The 14,679-nt window shown below is 63.1% G+C and carries 20 protein-coding genes; 7 read left to right on the top strand and 13 right to left on the bottom strand.

Annotation, left to right across the window (positions count from 1 at the left end; translation table 11 throughout):
- Positions 1 to 6 precede the first annotated feature (6 nt).
- A complete protein-coding gene (locus M529_RS32635; RefSeq protein WP_021317472.1) occupies positions 7 to 387 on the bottom strand; it encodes a RidA family protein in 381 nt (126 codons plus the stop codon).
- Positions 388 to 523: 136 nt separating this feature from the next.
- Here M529_RS32635 and M529_RS0124450 point away from each other — a divergent pair, with 136 nt between their 5' ends.
- Positions 524 to 838, top strand: coding sequence for a hypothetical protein (locus M529_RS0124450; RefSeq protein WP_031294797.1), 315 nt, complete (start codon positions 524 to 526; stop codon positions 836 to 838).
- An 8-nt stretch (positions 839 to 846) separates the two neighbouring features.
- Here M529_RS0124450 and M529_RS32630 read toward each other — a convergent pair whose 3' ends face one another.
- Positions 847 to 1,257, bottom strand: a complete 411-nt coding sequence (locus tag M529_RS32630) for a globin domain-containing protein (RefSeq protein ID WP_021317470.1) — start codon at positions 1,255 to 1,257, stop codon at positions 847 to 849.
- A 147-nt stretch (positions 1,258 to 1,404) separates the two neighbouring features.
- Between M529_RS32630 and M529_RS32625 the strand changes: the two genes are divergently transcribed.
- Entirely contained in the window at positions 1,405 to 1,932 is a 528-nt protein-coding gene (locus M529_RS32625) for a thermonuclease family protein (RefSeq protein WP_174391617.1), read from the top strand.
- Positions 1,933 to 1,953: 21 nt separating this feature from the next.
- Here the strand turns inward: M529_RS32625 and M529_RS32620 are convergent, their stop codons facing one another.
- The 5 genes from M529_RS32620 to M529_RS32610 form a co-directional block, all read right to left on the bottom strand.
- Entirely contained in the window at positions 1,954 to 2,451 is a 498-nt protein-coding gene (locus tag M529_RS32620) for a glycine zipper 2TM domain-containing protein (RefSeq protein WP_021317468.1), read from the bottom strand.
- Between the two features lie 188 nt (positions 2,452 to 2,639).
- Entirely contained in the window at positions 2,640 to 2,831 is a 192-nt protein-coding gene (locus tag M529_RS32615) for a hypothetical protein (RefSeq protein ID WP_021317467.1), read from the bottom strand.
- A gap of 80 nt (positions 2,832 to 2,911) precedes the next feature.
- The gene (locus tag M529_RS49135; protein WP_236617670.1) at positions 2,912 to 3,565 is read right to left on the bottom strand and encodes a hypothetical protein; all 654 of its coding nucleotides are present in this window, start codon (positions 3,563 to 3,565) and stop codon (positions 2,912 to 2,914) included.
- A gap of 91 nt (positions 3,566 to 3,656) precedes the next feature.
- Positions 3,657 to 4,184, bottom strand: a complete 528-nt coding sequence (locus tag M529_RS48275; RefSeq protein ID WP_084490981.1) for a Panacea domain-containing protein — start codon at positions 4,182 to 4,184, stop codon at positions 3,657 to 3,659.
- A gap of 20 nt (positions 4,185 to 4,204) precedes the next feature.
- Positions 4,205 to 5,257, bottom strand: coding sequence for a ribonucleotide-diphosphate reductase subunit beta (locus tag M529_RS32610; protein ID WP_021317465.1), 1,053 nt, complete (start codon positions 5,255 to 5,257; stop codon positions 4,205 to 4,207).
- A 383-nt stretch (positions 5,258 to 5,640) separates the two neighbouring features.
- Between M529_RS32610 and M529_RS32600 the strand changes: the two genes are divergently transcribed.
- Complete coding sequence (locus M529_RS32600) at positions 5,641 to 5,904, top strand: DUF2171 domain-containing protein (RefSeq protein WP_031294794.1); 264 nt, start codon at positions 5,641 to 5,643, stop codon at positions 5,902 to 5,904.
- A gap of 46 nt (positions 5,905 to 5,950) precedes the next feature.
- Here M529_RS32600 and M529_RS32595 read toward each other — a convergent pair whose 3' ends face one another.
- Positions 5,951 to 7,882 (bottom strand): ribonucleoside-diphosphate reductase subunit alpha, encoded by a 1,932-nt coding sequence (locus tag M529_RS32595; RefSeq protein ID WP_021317462.1) that lies wholly within the window; start codon positions 7,880 to 7,882, stop codon positions 5,951 to 5,953.
- Positions 7,883 to 8,408: 526 nt separating this feature from the next.
- On the opposite strand from M529_RS32595, the gene M529_RS32590 reads away from it, so the two are divergent.
- From M529_RS32590 to M529_RS32580, 3 genes are all read left to right on the top strand, one after another.
- A complete protein-coding gene (locus M529_RS32590; RefSeq protein ID WP_021317461.1) occupies positions 8,409 to 9,053 on the top strand; it encodes a glutathione S-transferase family protein in 645 nt (214 codons plus the stop codon).
- Positions 9,050 to 9,325, top strand: a complete 276-nt coding sequence (locus tag M529_RS32585; protein ID WP_021317460.1) for a hypothetical protein — start codon at positions 9,050 to 9,052, stop codon at positions 9,323 to 9,325. The genes M529_RS32590 and M529_RS32585 overlap by 4 nt, the downstream gene beginning before the upstream one ends.
- A 78-nt stretch (positions 9,326 to 9,403) precedes the next feature.
- Positions 9,404 to 9,901, top strand: a complete 498-nt coding sequence (locus M529_RS32580) for a DUF3617 domain-containing protein (protein ID WP_031294791.1) — start codon at positions 9,404 to 9,406, stop codon at positions 9,899 to 9,901.
- A gap of 41 nt (positions 9,902 to 9,942) precedes the next feature.
- Here M529_RS32580 and M529_RS50550 read toward each other — a convergent pair whose 3' ends face one another.
- Positions 9,943 to 10,068, bottom strand: a complete 126-nt coding sequence (locus tag M529_RS50550) for a hypothetical protein (RefSeq protein ID WP_021317458.1) — start codon at positions 10,066 to 10,068, stop codon at positions 9,943 to 9,945.
- 138 nt (positions 10,069 to 10,206) lie between these two features.
- Positions 10,207 to 10,368 (bottom strand): hypothetical protein, encoded by a 162-nt coding sequence (locus tag M529_RS49685; protein WP_161626331.1) that lies wholly within the window; start codon positions 10,366 to 10,368, stop codon positions 10,207 to 10,209.
- 28 nt (positions 10,369 to 10,396) lie between these two features.
- On the opposite strand from M529_RS49685, the gene M529_RS0124440 reads away from it, so the two are divergent.
- Positions 10,397 to 10,588: a hypothetical protein gene (locus M529_RS0124440; RefSeq protein ID WP_021317457.1), complete on the top strand. Its 192-nt coding sequence runs from the start codon at positions 10,397 to 10,399 to the stop codon at positions 10,586 to 10,588.
- Positions 10,589 to 10,604: 16 nt separating this feature from the next.
- Here the strand turns inward: M529_RS0124440 and M529_RS32570 are convergent, their stop codons facing one another.
- From M529_RS32570 to M529_RS32560, 3 genes are all read right to left on the bottom strand, one after another.
- On the bottom strand, positions 10,605 to 11,825 hold the full coding sequence (locus M529_RS32570; protein WP_021317456.1) for an MBL fold metallo-hydrolase: 1,221 nt from the start codon (positions 11,823 to 11,825) through the stop codon (positions 10,605 to 10,607).
- Positions 11,826 to 11,902: 77 nt separating this feature from the next.
- Positions 11,903 to 13,264: a methyl-accepting chemotaxis protein gene (locus tag M529_RS32565; RefSeq protein WP_031294786.1), complete on the bottom strand. Its 1,362-nt coding sequence runs from the start codon at positions 13,262 to 13,264 to the stop codon at positions 11,903 to 11,905.
- Between the two features lie 324 nt (positions 13,265 to 13,588).
- Positions 13,589 to 14,647: a DUF3667 domain-containing protein gene (locus tag M529_RS32560; RefSeq protein WP_021317454.1), complete on the bottom strand. Its 1,059-nt coding sequence runs from the start codon at positions 14,645 to 14,647 to the stop codon at positions 13,589 to 13,591.
- Positions 14,648 to 14,679 lie beyond the last annotated feature (32 nt).

The following is a 14,679-nucleotide window of genomic DNA, read 5'->3' as shown; positions in this document are numbered from 1 at the left end:
GATGCGTTACCCTTTAAAGGCGGTGACTTCGATTTCGACTTTCATCTCCGGCTTGATGAGGCCGGCGACGACGCAGGTGGCGGCGGGCCGTATGTCGCCAAAGATGGGGGCGGTGGCCTGCCCCAGATCGTCCCAATAGGCGGGGTCGGTGATGTAATAGGTGACGCGCACGACGTCGGCAAAGGAGAAGCCGGCCTGCTCGAGCGCGCGGCCGATGGTCTTGAGGGCATTGGCCGCCTGGTCGACGAAGCCCTCCGGCATCGCCTTCGTGTCGGGATCGCTGCCGGTGGTGCCGGCGACGAAGCACCAGTCGCCCTGGACGAGCGCGCGGGAATAACCGACCTGCGCCTCGAAGGGCGAGCCGGAGGAAATGAGCTGGCGGGACATGAAGATCGCCTTTGTGCAATGCGAAAAGGATCGCCAGCGCCTTTGCCCGTGCCCGCCCCCGCTGTCCAGCGCTTTGTCGGGAACGACGGGCGCGGCCGGCCGTTGGAGCGGCTGGCAGCAGGCCAGGAGAAAGACGATGGACCGACCGATTCCCGACAGGCAGGACGAAGAGAATCTGGAACAGAACGAGGAGGGCTCTCAGGCCCAGGACGTGAGTGGCGACGCACTGGTGCGGTCCACCGATCTGTCGGAGGAGTCGGAACGCGGCGGCCGGTCCGATCCCGCAAGCCTGATCCCCGAGGACATGGAGGATCTGGTCGAGAAGATGAACGCGATGAACCGATCCGGCCGGATCGACATGGATGCCTATACGGGCGAACCGCAGATGGACGACGAGGAGGACATATACGGCGATACCGAGGATGCCGACGACCTCGACGACCCGGAATAGCCGGCAGGTCAGGCCGCGGCGTCGTTCCGCAGGCCGAAGTTGATCATCCCGCGCGCCATATGGCCGAGCGCCTCGGCCATGGCATCGCCAAGCGCGGGATCAAGCTCCTCCTCCCCCGCGATGGCGCAGGTCATGGCCGTCGCCCACTGATCCGCCAGCGCGGGGGTGATCGGGAAGGCACGGTGCAGCGACATGATGCACGGCCCGCGTTCGAACCAGTCGCGCGGGCCGCCGAGCCAGCCGACGAGGAAGCGGGTGAGCCCATGACGGACGGCGGACAGGTCGGCGGCATGGAGGGCGCGCAAGTCGGCGTAGGCGGGATCGCTTTCGACCAGATCGTAGAAGCGACCGACGATCGCGCCGATGACGGAATCTCCGCCGATACGGACATAGGGGCTGGGTGGCGCGGCGGCGTTCATGCGGATGATTTCCCTGGCTGATCACGCAAGCCTGCGCGACGGGCACGGGCGCGTCCTTGATCCCGGTCAAAATGGATCGCTCCATTCCCGCACGATGGCGGACGGGCTTTAACCTTCCTTTTGCGTTCCGTTCCCTATGGTGGCGCGATGGCGAAGGGATGGAGAGCGAGGCACAGGCGGAAGGCCGGCGTGAGCGGGCCTGCGGTCGTCTACATGCTGTGCATCGGCCTGCTGGTCGGGTGGTACGGGCCGGACTGGCGCGACCGGCTGGAGGGCGGGTCGGGAAGTGCGGGGGCGGCGGCCATGCATTCCGCCTCCTCCGATACGCTCTCCGCCCGTTTCGGCCTCTGCCACAGCGGCGGCGGGGCGAACTGCGTGGTCGACGGCGATACCTTCTGGTTCCGGGGCGAAAAGGTCCGGATCGCAGACATCGATACGCCCGAGACCCATGGCCCCCGTTGCGCCGCCGAGGGCGCGCTCGGCGCCCGGGCGACCGAGCGACTGCATGTGCTGCTCAACGCCGGTCCCTTCTCGCTGGAGAGCATCGACCGGGAAACGGATCGCTATGGCCGGACATTGCGCGTGGTCACGCGCGGGGGCCAGTCGATCGGCGGCATGCTGGTCGCCGAAGGACTGGCCCGTGACTGGGACGGCAGTCGCCATCCCTGGTGCTGATCGGCCCGAAGCCGATCGATCCTAGCGGCAGTTGAGGCTGCCGCGGTCGATCTCCCGGCCGAGCAATGCGCCTGCGCCGCCGCCGATCAGGATGCCCGCGATGTTGGAACGGCCCCGATCGAGCTGGCTGCCGAGCAGCCCGCCCAACGCCGCGCCGACGATCAGGCCGGTCGTGCCGTCCGAACGGCGGCAATAATAGCGATCGTCATAGCCGCGATAGATGCGGGTCGAACGGGTCACGCGAATCGGCGCATAGCCACCGCGATAATAGCGGTCGGGGCGATAGTAACGGCCGTAGCGCGGGTCCGGCCGGTTCCAGTCATAGTTGTACACCACGCGGCCGGGGCGACCGTAGCGGTCATGCTTGCCGCCATGCTTCCAGTCGCCGCGGCCGTGGCCGGGATTGCCGTGCTTGCCATGGCCTGCCCAGGGGGGCGGATCGGCGGCGGCGGGCGCCGAACCGAGCGCCATGGCACCGAGCGAAAGGGCCGCGATTGCGGCTTTCAGGCTGAACTTCATCCTCAGTTTCCTTGGTTGTCCTTCCGATGGAGGCAAAACGACCGATTTGCATGTCCGTTGCATGAACGGAACAAAACAATCGGTTCATGGGGTCGTCAGCCTTTCGACGCTCATCGCGGGGCCAGGAGACGGGTGTCGATGGGGAGGGGCACCAACGAGGCAGGAAGCAGGCGAGACCGGACGCTCCGTCAGAAGACGCTGTTGATCGCGGCCTTCTGATCGGCGGGGCTGCTTGCGGCGGCGCGCTGCGCATCGTCCGCGCCGCTGTCGTCCCTGTCGCCGGTTCCCACGAACTGGATCGCCGTCAGGATCACCAGCATCGCCCAGAGCAGCGCAAGCCAGCGGCTGGTGAAAAGCGAGGACAGGCGGACGCCGAACATGGGGCGGAATATAGGGTGGTGGTAGTTAAAAAGTAACACGTGATGCCGCAACATCAGTTGGAACCGCATTCCTAATTGGCCTAGAAAAATCTCGGAGCCTGAGGATCAATAATCCGATAGCCGTTGAGAATCGGTGACTTTGTGTCCGCCCCTCTAGCTTCCGCCAATGCCACACCCTTTACATAGATGTCCAACAAACGGTCTATTGCATCTCCAGTAAATCGAAACCGATCTCTACCGTGTATAGCGCGAAAATCGCGCGCCGAGCCGAGTGCAGGCCCCGCATATAGGTATTCGAAATCTGCACCTTCGTGATCATCTTGCGCAAAGATAGACAGGGCCACGGAGCAAGCAAAATCGATGGCAATTTCGCTCGGAATATAGCTCAAGCGCAATCCCGGCATAACTATGAAGGCTTTTCCTCCCCTCACTCGCAACAGGGGCGCCTTAATTTTTGCATAAACAGTTTTACCATCGTAACGACCAATAGCTATCGCCGTTAGGCCAATCCGATAGCAAAGGGAAGTATTCTCTAATATATATGGCATCAACGTGCGGATAGCTTCTACATTCTGCTTCCGACCTTTAGGATTACCGTGCGTTTGACAATGACGAACCGCAGACTCTAAAGAGTGCTTGCCCCTAAATGCATCACAAATTGTATTGATGGCTGGATCATAATTAAACCCTCCTCCCTTACGGCCGCCATATTCTGAAAGCAACCAATCAGCCACTGAAGAAGGCGTCGCTTGGAACGGTGCATCTCCAAGAGATCGAGCAATATCAACTATGTCTATACTACGTATCGACGACAATTTAACCTCCTCAGTTCACCACAAACTTCTCAGGTAAGTTCGCAAAATGAGCACGAATGTCATCTTCACTTAATCTCAGCGCCAACCTTCCGAGAGGTATTTCAGAGTTCCAAATGCGATCCCAAGGCGACCCTCTTTCGTGCGTCATATCGGACAGTTTCCAAGCATCAAAATGCCGATATTCTTGGAAAACCTTAGATATGAAATCTACGTCAAAATTATTAGTCACCTGAGGAACCGTATTATAATTGCCAGTGTATATATCTAACTTCTTCGCTCTAGTTGTAATCGGGTTCTTTCCAAATTCCTTAAATGCATTCCGTACCACCCGTATAACTGGGCCGTAGTCCCACGCCTCAAAATCTTGTTTTATAAGTCGACAACCCTGGGTAGCTAAATACCATCCATTGCAATAATAAAGTATTTTAAGAAGCTTCAATTGAGTTATAATTACTTTATGCTGGTCGCCCAAATCCAATATTAGATTGGCTACTGATCTTCCATCATATGGAGCCATTTGAGAGCCCAAAGGCGACATGAAGCGAACCCACTATCCCCCTACTCCGCCGCGATGCCCGCTGCCTTGAACATGTCCGGGTCGGCCTCGTCCGCATTGGCCGCGGCGCCGCCCTTGATCTTCTGGCGGCGGTCGAAGGCGTCCCACACGTCGTTCCACTGGCCGCGCGTCGCGCCCTTCGAATATTCGGTCGCGCGGGTTTCGAAGAAATTGGCGTGCTCGACGCCGTTCAGCAGCGGGGCGAGCCAGGGGAGCGGGTGCTCGTCGATCATGTAGATGGGCTTCAGGCCCAGCTGCCCCAGCCGCCAGTCGGCGATGTAGCGGACATAGCGCTTGATGTCCTTGGGCGTCATGCCGGGGACCGGCCCCATTTCGAACACCAGGTCGATGAAGGCGTCCTCGATCCGCACCGTCTTGTGGCACATGTCGATGATGTCGTCCTTGACCGACGCGGTCAGGCAGTCGCGTTCCTTCACGAAGGTGTGGAACAGCTTGATGATGCCCTCGCAATGCAGCGTCTCGTCGCGGACGGACCAGGTGACGATCTGGCCCATGCCCTTCATCTTGTTGAAGCGCGGGAAGTTCATCAGCATCGCGAAGGACGCGAAGAGCTGAAGCCCCTCGGTGAAGCCGCCGAACATGGCCAGCGTCTTGGCGATGTCCTCGTCCGTGTCGACGCCGAACTGGGCGAGATAGTCGTGCTTGTCCTTCATCTCCTTATACTGGAGGAAGGCCGAATATTCGGTCTCCGGCATGCCGATGGTGTCGAGCAGGTGCGAATAGGCGGCGATGTGGACCGTTTCCATGTTGCTGAACGCGGTCAGCATCATCTTGATCTCGGTCGGCTTGAACACGCGGCCATATTTTTCGTGATAGCAGTCCTGCACCTCCACGTCCGCCTGGGTGAAGAAGCGGAAGATCTGGGTCAGCAGGTTGCGCTCATGGTCGGACAGCTTCTGCGCCCAGTCGCGGCAATCCTCGCCCAGCGGCACTTCCTCCGGCAGCCAGTGCAGCTGCTGCTGGCGCTTCCAGAACTCATAGGCCCAGGGATATTCGAACGGCTTGTAGACCTTGGAGGCTTGGAGAAGGGACATGGGTTACTCCGAGACGAATAGGTAAATGTTGAAGAGAAGCGTCAGCGAAAACACGAATATGCCGACCATCCTCAGTTTCATGGAAGTGTCGGGGCGCTGAAGCTTTCGAACGAAATCATCGGTCGTTGGCGTCACTGGCGTCGATAACAATGGAAGCCGAAGATCACGCATCAACAGAATCATCTGAAGAACAGATAGGCAAATCCAAAACAGATGTCCGGACCGTGGATCGCCGGTCGCCAGCCCGTAAACCCATGCGCTCATTCCGATCACAAAAATGAGGAGTAGCATCGTTTTGCCGAGGAGAGATCTGTGCGCCGTCATGCGACCATCTCCGCGCCCGCGCGTTCTGGCTGCGCCAATCCATTAACAGGAGAGCAATGATGGTCGACCTCAGCAGCATCAAGGAACATGCCGAAGTCATCGGCGCCGACGGCGTCCATGTGGGCACCGTCGACCATGTCGACGGCAACCGCATCAAGCTGACCAAGAAGGACAGCAGCGCGCAGATCGAGGGCGCCACCGGCACGCATGAAGGGCATCATCATTATATCAGCGAGGGCCTGGTCGCGGCGGTCGAGGACGACGGCACCGTGCGCCTGAGCGCCAATGCCGATGTGGCGGTGATGTTCGAGGAAGAGGAATGATCGCGCGGGCGCGGCGGCGATTGCCGTCGCGCCCGGCTCCATGCCGTCACTGGCAGGCCAGGCACTCGTCATAGTCGGTGCTCCCGCCGGCCAGCTCGAACTTCGGGGCGTCGATGGTGTTGTCGGCCTCCACCCCGCCCGCGAAGCCGGCGCGCTGCACCGACTTCGAGCGCAGATAATAGAGCGACTTGATGCCCAGTTCCCACGCGCGGAAGTGGAGCATCATCAGATCCCATTTCTCGACGTCCGCCGGGATGAAGAGATTGAGCGACTGCGCCTGGTCGATATAGGGCGTGCGATCCGCCGCCAGTTCGAGCAACCATCGCTGGTCGATCTCGAAGCTGGTCTTGAACACGTCCTTCTCTTCCTGGCTCAGGAAGTCGAGATGCTGGACCGAGCCGCCGCGCTCGAGAATCGAGTTCCAGACGTTGGTGCTGTCCTTCGCCTTGTCGCGCAGCAGCTTTTCCAGATAGGGATTCTTGACCGCGAAGCTGCCCGACAGCGTCTTGTGGGTGTAGATGTTCGCCGGGATCGGCTCGATGCATGCCGAGGTGCCGCCGCAGATGATGCTGATCGACGCGGTCGGCGCGATCGCCATCTTGCAGGAGAAGCGCTCCATCACGCCCTGGTCGGCGGCATCGGGGCACGGCCCGCGCTCCTGCGCCAGCATCATCGACGCTTCGTTCACCTTCGCATTGATGTGCTTGAAGATGCGCAGGTTCCACGATTTCGCCATCGCGCCCTCGAAGGAGAGGCCGCGCGCCTGGAGGAAGCTGTGGAAGCCCATGACGCCCAGGCCCACCGAGCGCTCGCGCGAGGCGCTGTACCGGGCGCGCGCCATCTCGTCGGGCGCGCGGTCGATATAGTCCTGCAGCACATTGTCGAGGAAGCGCATGACGTCCTCGACGAACTGCGGGTCCTTGTTCCACTCGTCCCAGGTCTCGAGGTTGAGGCTGGAGAGGCAGCACACGGCGGTGCGGTCGGCGCCGAGGTGGTCGCGACCCGTCGGCAGGGTGATTTCCGAACAGAGGTTCGAGGTGGAGACCTTGAGCCCCAGGTCGCGGTGATGCTTGGGCATCATCCGGTTCACCGTGTCGGCGAAGATGATGTACGGCTCGCCGGTGGCGAGGCGGGTTTCCACCAGCTTCTGGAACAGGTTGCGCGCATCGACCTTGCCGCGCACCGAGCCGTCCTTGGGCGAGCGGAGCGCGAACTCGGCGCCGTCGCGCACCGCCGCCATGAACTCGTCGGTCAGCAGCACGCCATGGTGCAGGTTCAGCGCCTTGCGGTTGAAGTCGCCCGACGGCTTGCGGATCTCCAGGAACTCCTCGATCTCCGGGTGGGAGATGTCGAGATAGCAGGCGGCCGAGCCGCGACGCAGCGAACCCTGGCTGATCGCGAGCGTCAGCGAGTCCATCACGCGGACGAAGGGGATGATGCCGCTCGTCTTGCCGTTGAGGCCGACCGGCTCGCCGATGCCGCGCACGCTGCCCCAATAGGTGCCGATGCCGCCGCCGCGCGAGGCGAGCCAGACATTCTCGTTCCAGGTGTTGACGATGCCTTCCAGGCTGTCGTCCACCGAATTGAGGTAGCAGCTGATCGGCAGGCCGCGACCGGTGCCGCCGTTCGACAGCACGGGCGTCGCCGGCATGAACCAGAGGCGCGAGATATAGTCATAGACGCGCTGGGCATGATCCGCATCGTCGGCATAGGCCGCGGCGACGCGCGCGAACAGATCCTGGTAGGATTCGCCGGGCAGCAGATAGCGGTCCCTCAGCGTATCCTTGCCGAACTCGGTCAGCAGCGCATCGCGCGAGGGATCGGTCGCCACGTCGAAGCGGCGCGCCTGCACCGTCGTGGAGGAAGTCGGCGCTGCCGCCGGCGCGGCGGGCTTCTTCGCCTCCACCTTGGGCTCCAGTTCGTCCGTCATCGTCGCCACGTCGTCTCTACCTGCCTGTGCACTGTCGCGGAAATCCATGTGATCCCCCGGTTATTGTTCCTGTTTCGTTCGAGTCGGTCAAACAGGCCCAAGGGAAGCCTTGTGCCATAGCATGAACCGTACCCGAGGGGCACAGGAAATGGGTTCAACCGACCGGATCACAAGGGCAAAAAAGCCCGTGGCCGAAATTGACTTCGGCGCCGCGATCACAATCTGTTGGGTCGTCCCTGTTACCCCTATACAAGGGATAGTGCCATAGCCGATGCACGGTTCAAGGGGGTAAATGACAGTTTAGGGACTCGGTTCGCCGACGATATGATTCATTTCGTCGACGGAAAAACACACCGCATCGCAGCGACGCGCGGACTTACAAGGCCCACGGAAAAGACAAGAGGGAGAATGTGCGCCGGAAAATAAATTTGGCTTGCCAAGCAAATGCGTGCGTCGCGCGATCGTCACATTTTTCGCGCGGGGCGGGGTAGACCGTAACGCGGCCGTGTCGCACGAGCGCCAGCGCAATTTTCCCGCGCCGGGCGTTAGAAGGACCATGCGAAAGGATGCCCGGATGATTCTCTATCACCATCCCCTTTCCTCCTATTGCTGGAAGGTGCTGATCGCGTTCTACGAGAACGGCACCCCCTTCACACCGAAGCGCCTGGACGCTGCTGGGGCGGCGGAGGAATGGCAGGCGCTATGGTCGATCGGGCGTTTCCCGGTGCTGCGCGATCCGGTGCGCGACACGACGGTAGCGGAAGCGAGCATCATCATCGAATATCTCGCACGGCACGAGCCAGGCACCTTCCGTCCCATCCCCGCCGATCCCGACGCGGCGCTGGAGGTGCGGCTGATGGACCGACTGTTCGACAATTATGTGATGACGCCGATGCAGACGCTGGTCACCGATCGGTTGCGGCCCGAGGACCAGCGCGATCCCTTGGGTGCGGTGCAGGCGCAGGAATTGCTGGCGAAGAGCTATGCCCTGCTCGACGCACGGATCGCCGAACGCGAATGGGCGGCGGGCGGCAGCTTCTCTCTCGCCGACTGCGCCGCCCTGCCCGCTCTGTTCTACGCCGACCGCATCGTGCCCCTGCGCGATTCGCATCCCGCACTCGGCACCTATCTGGCGCGGCTGGAAGCCAGGCCCAGCGTCGCCCGGGTGCTGGCGGAGAAGGAGCCCTGGTGGCACCTCTTCCCCTTTGCCCGAGAGTGAGCGGGACGGAGGCCTGCTGGCTGTGCGGGCGATCGCTGGGGGGGCGGATCGAATGGCACCATCCGTTGCCCAAAAGCCGGGGCGGCAAGGAGACGGTGCCGGTCCATCCGATCTGCCATCGCACCATCCACGCGACGATCGGCAACGCGGAGCTGGCGCGGCTCTATACCGAGCCGGATCGATTGCGCGCCCATCCCGACATCGCGCGATTCGTCGCCTGGATCGCCGGCAAGCCTCCCAATTTCCATGCGCCGACACGACGCAAGGGCTGAACGATTTTCCCTCTTGCGTCCCGCCGCACAGAGGTAGACCCTCCCCCCGGTTCCGACAGAGAACAGGGGTAGAGGATGATGAAGCGAATCATGGTGGCGGCAGTGCCGCTCGCGACACTGGCCGCGCTCGGCGGCTGCGGCTCGGAGCCGGCACCCGCACCGCAGGAAGAGGCTCCCATAGTGATGCAGGCGGGCCAGTGGCAGCTGATCCGCAAGACCACGGGCTACAACACGCCGACGGTGACGCCGGCCGAATATCAGGAGGCGCTGAAGCAGGTCAGCGACGACAAGGTCTGCATCGCGGTGGATGCGGCCGGCGTGCCCGACGCCAACGCGCTGGCGGGCAGCGAAGGGACGGAATGCACCTACAAGGACAAGATGCTGCGCAAGGGCCGGCTGATTGCGACGCTCAGTTGCAAGGCGGGAAGCGGAACGTCGGAGATCACGGTTGAAGGCAACTACACCGCCGATACGCTGACCGCCGGGACGACGATGACTAAGACGGACGGCGGGCAACCGGTGCTGCGCACCACGCATGACGTGACCGGCAAGCGGCTGGGGGATTGTCCGGCCTGACAGAAACAGAGCCGCTCCAGGCACGCGCCGGCCGGTCAGGATTACGCCGGCGCGTCCACGTCCAGTGGGCGGCCCTGCCGTGCCTTGAGATCGGCGAGCAAGGTGCGCATCGCCCAGCCGCAGGCGCGTGCGATCTGTGCGCCATCGAGGCCCCAATGGTCGCGCATTTCCAGCCAGGGGGGGCGTATGTAGCAACTGGAGCATGGCGGTCGCGAGGCGCCGGTCCTCCGGCAGCAGGTCGCACACGGCGTCGGCGGTAGCCGCCTCATAAGCGACGACGCGGCGCTGGTTGCCGGCAAGACGGATCACTCGCCCCTGCGGGTGGATCGCACCAGCGTGGCAAGCGGCGCGATCCGGTCCGCCTCGCTTTCGGGAAGCGCCACCGTGCTGCGCGGAGGCGGACGGTGATGCGGATGCCTAGAGCGTGGGTAGCGGGCAAGCGGCCTTACCGCCACCCACGCCGCCATCGCCACGGTGCTTGGCCGGGAAGCGGTGATGGCGATCGCGCTGCGGGAGGGCTGGCCGGCCAAATATCCCAAGCGCGGCGGACAGTTCGGCGTGATCGAACTGTGGATCGAGGGGCGGCAGATGATCGAGGGGCTGACCGCCGAGATGCAGGCGGAGCATCTTGCCACCGTCACCATCGACAACTGGCGCGCGATGCTGGCCACCAGCACGCCGGTCTGACGAACAAGACGAAGCGCTATTCCAGGGCGGCGATGGCCCTTCTATCACAGCGCTTCCCCTCGCGGGGAACCGGCGACCAGGCGGGAACCTGGATCGACTGCCCGATCCTCAGCGGCGCGAAGCGGGCACGGGCGATGCCCTCGCAGCGCAGGAACAGCTCCAGCATGCGCGGCGGCGTGTCCCACTTTTCATAGGAAAGCCGGAAGGTTCCCCAGTGGATCGGGATCGCGGTCGAGGCGTCGAGCTTCCCGAAGATCTGCACCGCCTGTTCCGGACCGATATGCGAATCCGATTTCATCTGCCCCTTCCAGAAGCGGAAGGCGCCGATTGGGATGAGGGCGAGGCGGATCGGGCCGAAGCGCGTGGCCTCCGCGGGCCACGCCATGTCCCCTGCCCCGGTGTCGCCGGCGAAGAAGATGTTGCCTGCGCGCGTTTCGATCACGAAGCTGGACCAGAGCGCACGGTTGCGGTCGGTCATCCAGCGGCTGCCCCAATGATGGTTGCGCGTCACATGGACGCGATAGTCGGGGCAATGCTCGTAATTGCCGCACTGAACCACGCTCTGGTCCGGCAGGCCATTGAGCTGCGCACCGCTGACGGACCGGCCCCAGTCCAGCGCGGTGGCCGGGATACCGGCAGCCTTCAGGATCGTGTCGTTGCCCAGGCTGGTGACGATCTTCGGCCGATCCCGGTCCCAGAGCCGCTTCAGCGTCGGAATGTCGAGATGGTCATAATGATTGTGGCTGATGACGACCAGGTCGACCTTCGGCAGGTCCTCGAAGCGGATGCCTGGCTGCGCCACGCGCCGCGGACCGAGCGGTGGAAAGGGGCTGGCATAGTCGGACCAGATTGGGTCGGTGAGAATGTTGAGCCCCGCCGCCTGCACCAGCACGGTCGCATGGCCCACCCAGGTCGCGCTCATCCCGCGGGGTGCGGCGAAGGGCGCCGGGCGCGCCGGCTTCACTGCGATCGCATCGGGCCATTCAGGCCTGTCGTCCTGCCGCAGCAGCCAGCGCGCGATAAAGCCCTGGCGGCTGGTGCCCGGCGGCGCTTCTATGCGGAACTCGCCATCCGGGTTGAAGAAATGCGCCCCGTCATAATGGCCGCTGGCTGGCCCCCGATAATAGATGCGATCGAGAAAAGGGGGGATGATGGTGATCGCAAGACAGAGCGCGACGACGAGAAACAGGAGCGCGACGCCCAGTCCCTTCCCGATAGTACCGATGATACGCCCCATGCCTGCTCCCGATCCGGTTTCGCCAAGCGACATAGCGCGCCACGGGAGGGGGGCAAGGGCGACGGATCAGGTGGCAGTCAATTCTGGTCCTGATAGGCCATCTGCAAAATGCCCCAGTGTCGCCCGTTGATATGGATGGAGGCGATCACCTGCTTCAGCAGGATGACCTCTCCCTCGGCTGTCAGGCGGCGATAGGCCTTGATGCAGAAAGGCTGGGTGATGCGGCACTGCTCGCGCGTGTCGGGGAAATCGAAGATCATGCCCTGGCGGGCAAATTCGAGGTTCCATTTCTCATCGCCCCGCCGCTGCGGCAAGGCGCGCTCTGGCATCGCCACCGCTCCGAAGCTGTTGCGGTCGGTGAAGGTCATGCCGAAAAGGCCCCCGAAGGCACGGGCGCGTTCCTGCTGCTCCCGCGCGGCCGGAACCAGGACGGGCTGGACCGGGTGGCTGTAAAGCGGCGGGTTGGTGCCGGCGATCTGCGCATAATGTTCGCTGAACACTTCGGCCTCACTCAACCGGCCGTCGGCTATCGCGCGCTCGACCGCCTGCTCGACGGCGCGGGCCGCTTCCAGGCAGAAACGGATATAGGGCGAGTCGGGAATTTCGACGCCACTTTCGGCCAGATATTGCAGCAGCTGGTTGGTATCGTCGCTCGCGGTCGATACGCGCCCCGACAGGCGCTGCAGGCCACTGGCATTGTCCGTTGAGGTGCTGGCGAGCGCGGCAAGGCCGCCGCGAATCTCCCCTGCGGAATCGACCATGGATGCGATGCGGAGCGCCACCCCCTCGCTGTTGGCGGAAAGGTCGTGCATCAGCGCCCCGAGCCGTTCCACCAGCGCCTCTATGTTACGCGTGTCGGACATAGCGGTGCGCGCCGTTTCGGCGCCGTGGGTGATGCCTTCCAGCATCTTGCCAGCCTCACCCGTCAGGGCAGCGATGGAGCGCTCGATCGTCTGGGTGGCGGCGGCCGTTTCCTGCGCCAGCTTCTTCACTTCGGAAGCGACGACGGCAAAGCCGCGGCCGGCATCCCCGGCGCGTGCCGCTTCGATCGTGGCGTTGAGCGCCAGCAGATTGGTCTGGCTGGCAATGCCGCTGATGACGCTGGTGACATGGGCGACGGTCTTGAGCGCCTCTCCGAAGCTGCCGAGCTGCTCGTGGATGCCGCTGACCTTGGCGATCAGTTCGACGAAATTCTGGTTCGCGGTGGAGATCTGGCGGCCGGAATCCTCGATGATGCCGCGTGCAGCGATGGCCTTCTCCCGCGCATCCTGGCCCGCGAGCGAGACATTTTCGCCGTCCTGTGAAAGCTGCGCCGCGGCCCCACTGATGGCCTCGATCGTCTGCGCCTGCCGCGTCACACGATCGGCCAGTTCGCTGATGTCTGCCTGCAGGTCGAGCGTACGGATGCCGAGGTCACCCGACAGTCGGGCAACCTGCATCACCGCGCGCGCGACATTCTCTGATTTCGGCTCGTATCCCACGCCCGCATGGCTAGCCCAGGATGGTAAAGGAAGGGTTAGCAGCGCGGCGGGATGAACCCGGCGAAAGGCGGATTTGCGCGGTCGCGAGTACCTGTGGCGGCCATGGCTTCTTGCACCGCGAGGAAGATTGAGACGTGGCAGAGGATCTCGCTCCCGACAGGAAGACCGCTCACCCCCGGTCCGGCGCGGCACGCGGGGCCCACTTCACCTACCGGGAATGGCGGAAGTTACCGGTCCGTTTCCCTTGCATTTCCGCCGTTCCCCCACCCTCCCACCTGATCCTCAGCCCATCATCACCAGGAAGGTGAAGAACAGCGTCAGCGCGATGCACGCGAACAGGTAGAGGAAGGGCAGGCGCAGCAGCGTGCTTGCGCGGCCAAGCGAATAGGCGTCCTTGAACTGGCGATACATGTGCCAGGCCGCGAACAGCAGCAGCACGAAGGTGACGAGACCGGTCGCCACATGCATGACGCTCAGCACCATGGAGAGCGAGAAAAGCAGCGACATAAACGCGATGGAATAAGTGATGTAGATCGCATGATCGTACATCTTGAACCGGCGGCTGAAAGGAAAGAGCAGCCACAGGAAAGGCAGCGAGATCAGGATCAGCGTCCAGGAGAATTTATAGGCATTCGCCTTCAGCTTGTAATAGGCGAATTCCGGATCCTTAGCCGCTGCGCTGACCGCCTTGCCCACTGCCCCGGCAACCCCGCCGTTCACCCCTTCCCCCACCAGCGCATCGGTGAGACCGCTAGCAAGGGTCAGGCCCTGTCGTTCCTCGCGAGCGTCGGCCAGCCTTTCCTGCAGCCTTTCGCGCCGCGATGCCGACAGCCCGCCAGCGCCCAGTTCCCGCTCCAGCTTGCGGATACGGGAATCGGCCTTCGCGATCTCCTTCGCCAGCTCCGCCTTCGCCTCGCCGTTCATCTTGACGCCCTGGACGGTGCCTTCGGGCGCATGGTGGCTGGTGAGCGAGAAGATCGCGTACATGAGGAAGGCGCTGAACAGGAACAGGGCGAAGGGCGAGACGAACTTGGCGCGCTCACCATGGATATAGCGGCGCGTCAGCTTGCCGGGGCGGAAGGCGAGTTCCGGCAGGGTATTCCAGATCTTTCCTTCGAAATGCAGCACGCCATGGGCGAGGTCGTGCCCGATCGCCATGAAGCTGCGATGCAGATGCGCCGCCTGCCCGCATTGCGCGCAATAATTGCCGGTGACCGGCGCGCCGCAGTTCAGGCAGGCGCCATGACCCGCCTCCTGCGCCTCGCCATGCGCCGGCTCCACCGCCCGCGCCAGCATCGCCCCGGTGACCGCGTCACCCGCCGCTTCGATTCCCCCTGTCATGGAGTTTAGGATATCAGGGGTGTATCAGCTGT

The sequence above is a fragment of the Sphingobium ummariense RL-3 genome (assembly GCF_000447205.1).
Lineage (GTDB): Bacteria > Pseudomonadota > Alphaproteobacteria > Sphingomonadales > Sphingomonadaceae > Sphingobium > Sphingobium ummariense.
Note: the sequence above shows the minus strand (reverse complement) of the source record. Positions and strands in the feature narration are given on the sequence as shown.

Coding starts and splice junctions, on each gene's coding strand:
- M529_RS32635 (WP_021317472.1), bottom strand. CDS start 387: ATGTCCCGCCAGCTCATTTCCTCCGGCTCGCCCTTCGAGGCGCAGGTC.
- M529_RS0124450 (WP_031294797.1), top strand. CDS start 524: ATGGACCGACCGATTCCCGACAGGCAGGACGAAGAGAATCTGGAACAG.
- M529_RS32630 (WP_021317470.1), bottom strand. CDS start 1,257: ATGAACGCCGCCGCGCCACCCAGCCCCTATGTCCGTATCGGCGGAGAT.
- M529_RS32625 (WP_174391617.1), top strand. CDS start 1,405: ATGGCGAAGGGATGGAGAGCGAGGCACAGGCGGAAGGCCGGCGTGAGC.
- M529_RS32620 (WP_021317468.1), bottom strand. CDS start 2,451: ATGAAGTTCAGCCTGAAAGCCGCAATCGCGGCCCTTTCGCTCGGTGCC.
- M529_RS32615 (WP_021317467.1), bottom strand. CDS start 2,831: ATGTTCGGCGTCCGCCTGTCCTCGCTTTTCACCAGCCGCTGGCTTGCG.
- M529_RS48275 (WP_084490981.1), bottom strand. CDS start 4,184: ATGTCGCCTTTGGGCTCTCAAATGGCTCCATATGATGGAAGATCAGTA.
- M529_RS32610 (WP_021317465.1), bottom strand. CDS start 5,257: ATGTCCCTTCTCCAAGCCTCCAAGGTCTACAAGCCGTTCGAATATCCC.
- M529_RS32600 (WP_031294794.1), top strand. CDS start 5,641: ATGGTCGACCTCAGCAGCATCAAGGAACATGCCGAAGTCATCGGCGCC.
- M529_RS32595 (WP_021317462.1), bottom strand. CDS start 7,882: ATGGATTTCCGCGACAGTGCACAGGCAGGTAGAGACGACGTGGCGACG.
- M529_RS32590 (WP_021317461.1), top strand. CDS start 8,409: ATGATTCTCTATCACCATCCCCTTTCCTCCTATTGCTGGAAGGTGCTG.
- M529_RS32580 (WP_031294791.1), top strand. CDS start 9,404: ATGAAGCGAATCATGGTGGCGGCAGTGCCGCTCGCGACACTGGCCGCG.
- M529_RS50550 (WP_021317458.1), bottom strand. CDS start 10,068: ATGCGCGACCATTGGGGCCTCGATGGCGCACAGATCGCACGCGCCTGC.
- M529_RS49685 (WP_161626331.1), bottom strand. CDS start 10,368: ATGGCGGCGTGGGTGGCGGTAAGGCCGCTTGCCCGCTACCCACGCTCT.
- M529_RS0124440 (WP_021317457.1), top strand. CDS start 10,397: ATGGCGATCGCGCTGCGGGAGGGCTGGCCGGCCAAATATCCCAAGCGC.
- M529_RS32570 (WP_021317456.1), bottom strand. CDS start 11,825: ATGGGGCGTATCATCGGTACTATCGGGAAGGGACTGGGCGTCGCGCTC.
- M529_RS32565 (WP_031294786.1), bottom strand. CDS start 13,264: ATGCAGGTTGCCCGACTGTCGGGTGACCTCGGCATCCGTACGCTCGAC.
- M529_RS32560 (WP_021317454.1), bottom strand. CDS start 14,647: ATGACAGGGGGAATCGAAGCGGCGGGTGACGCGGTCACCGGGGCGATG.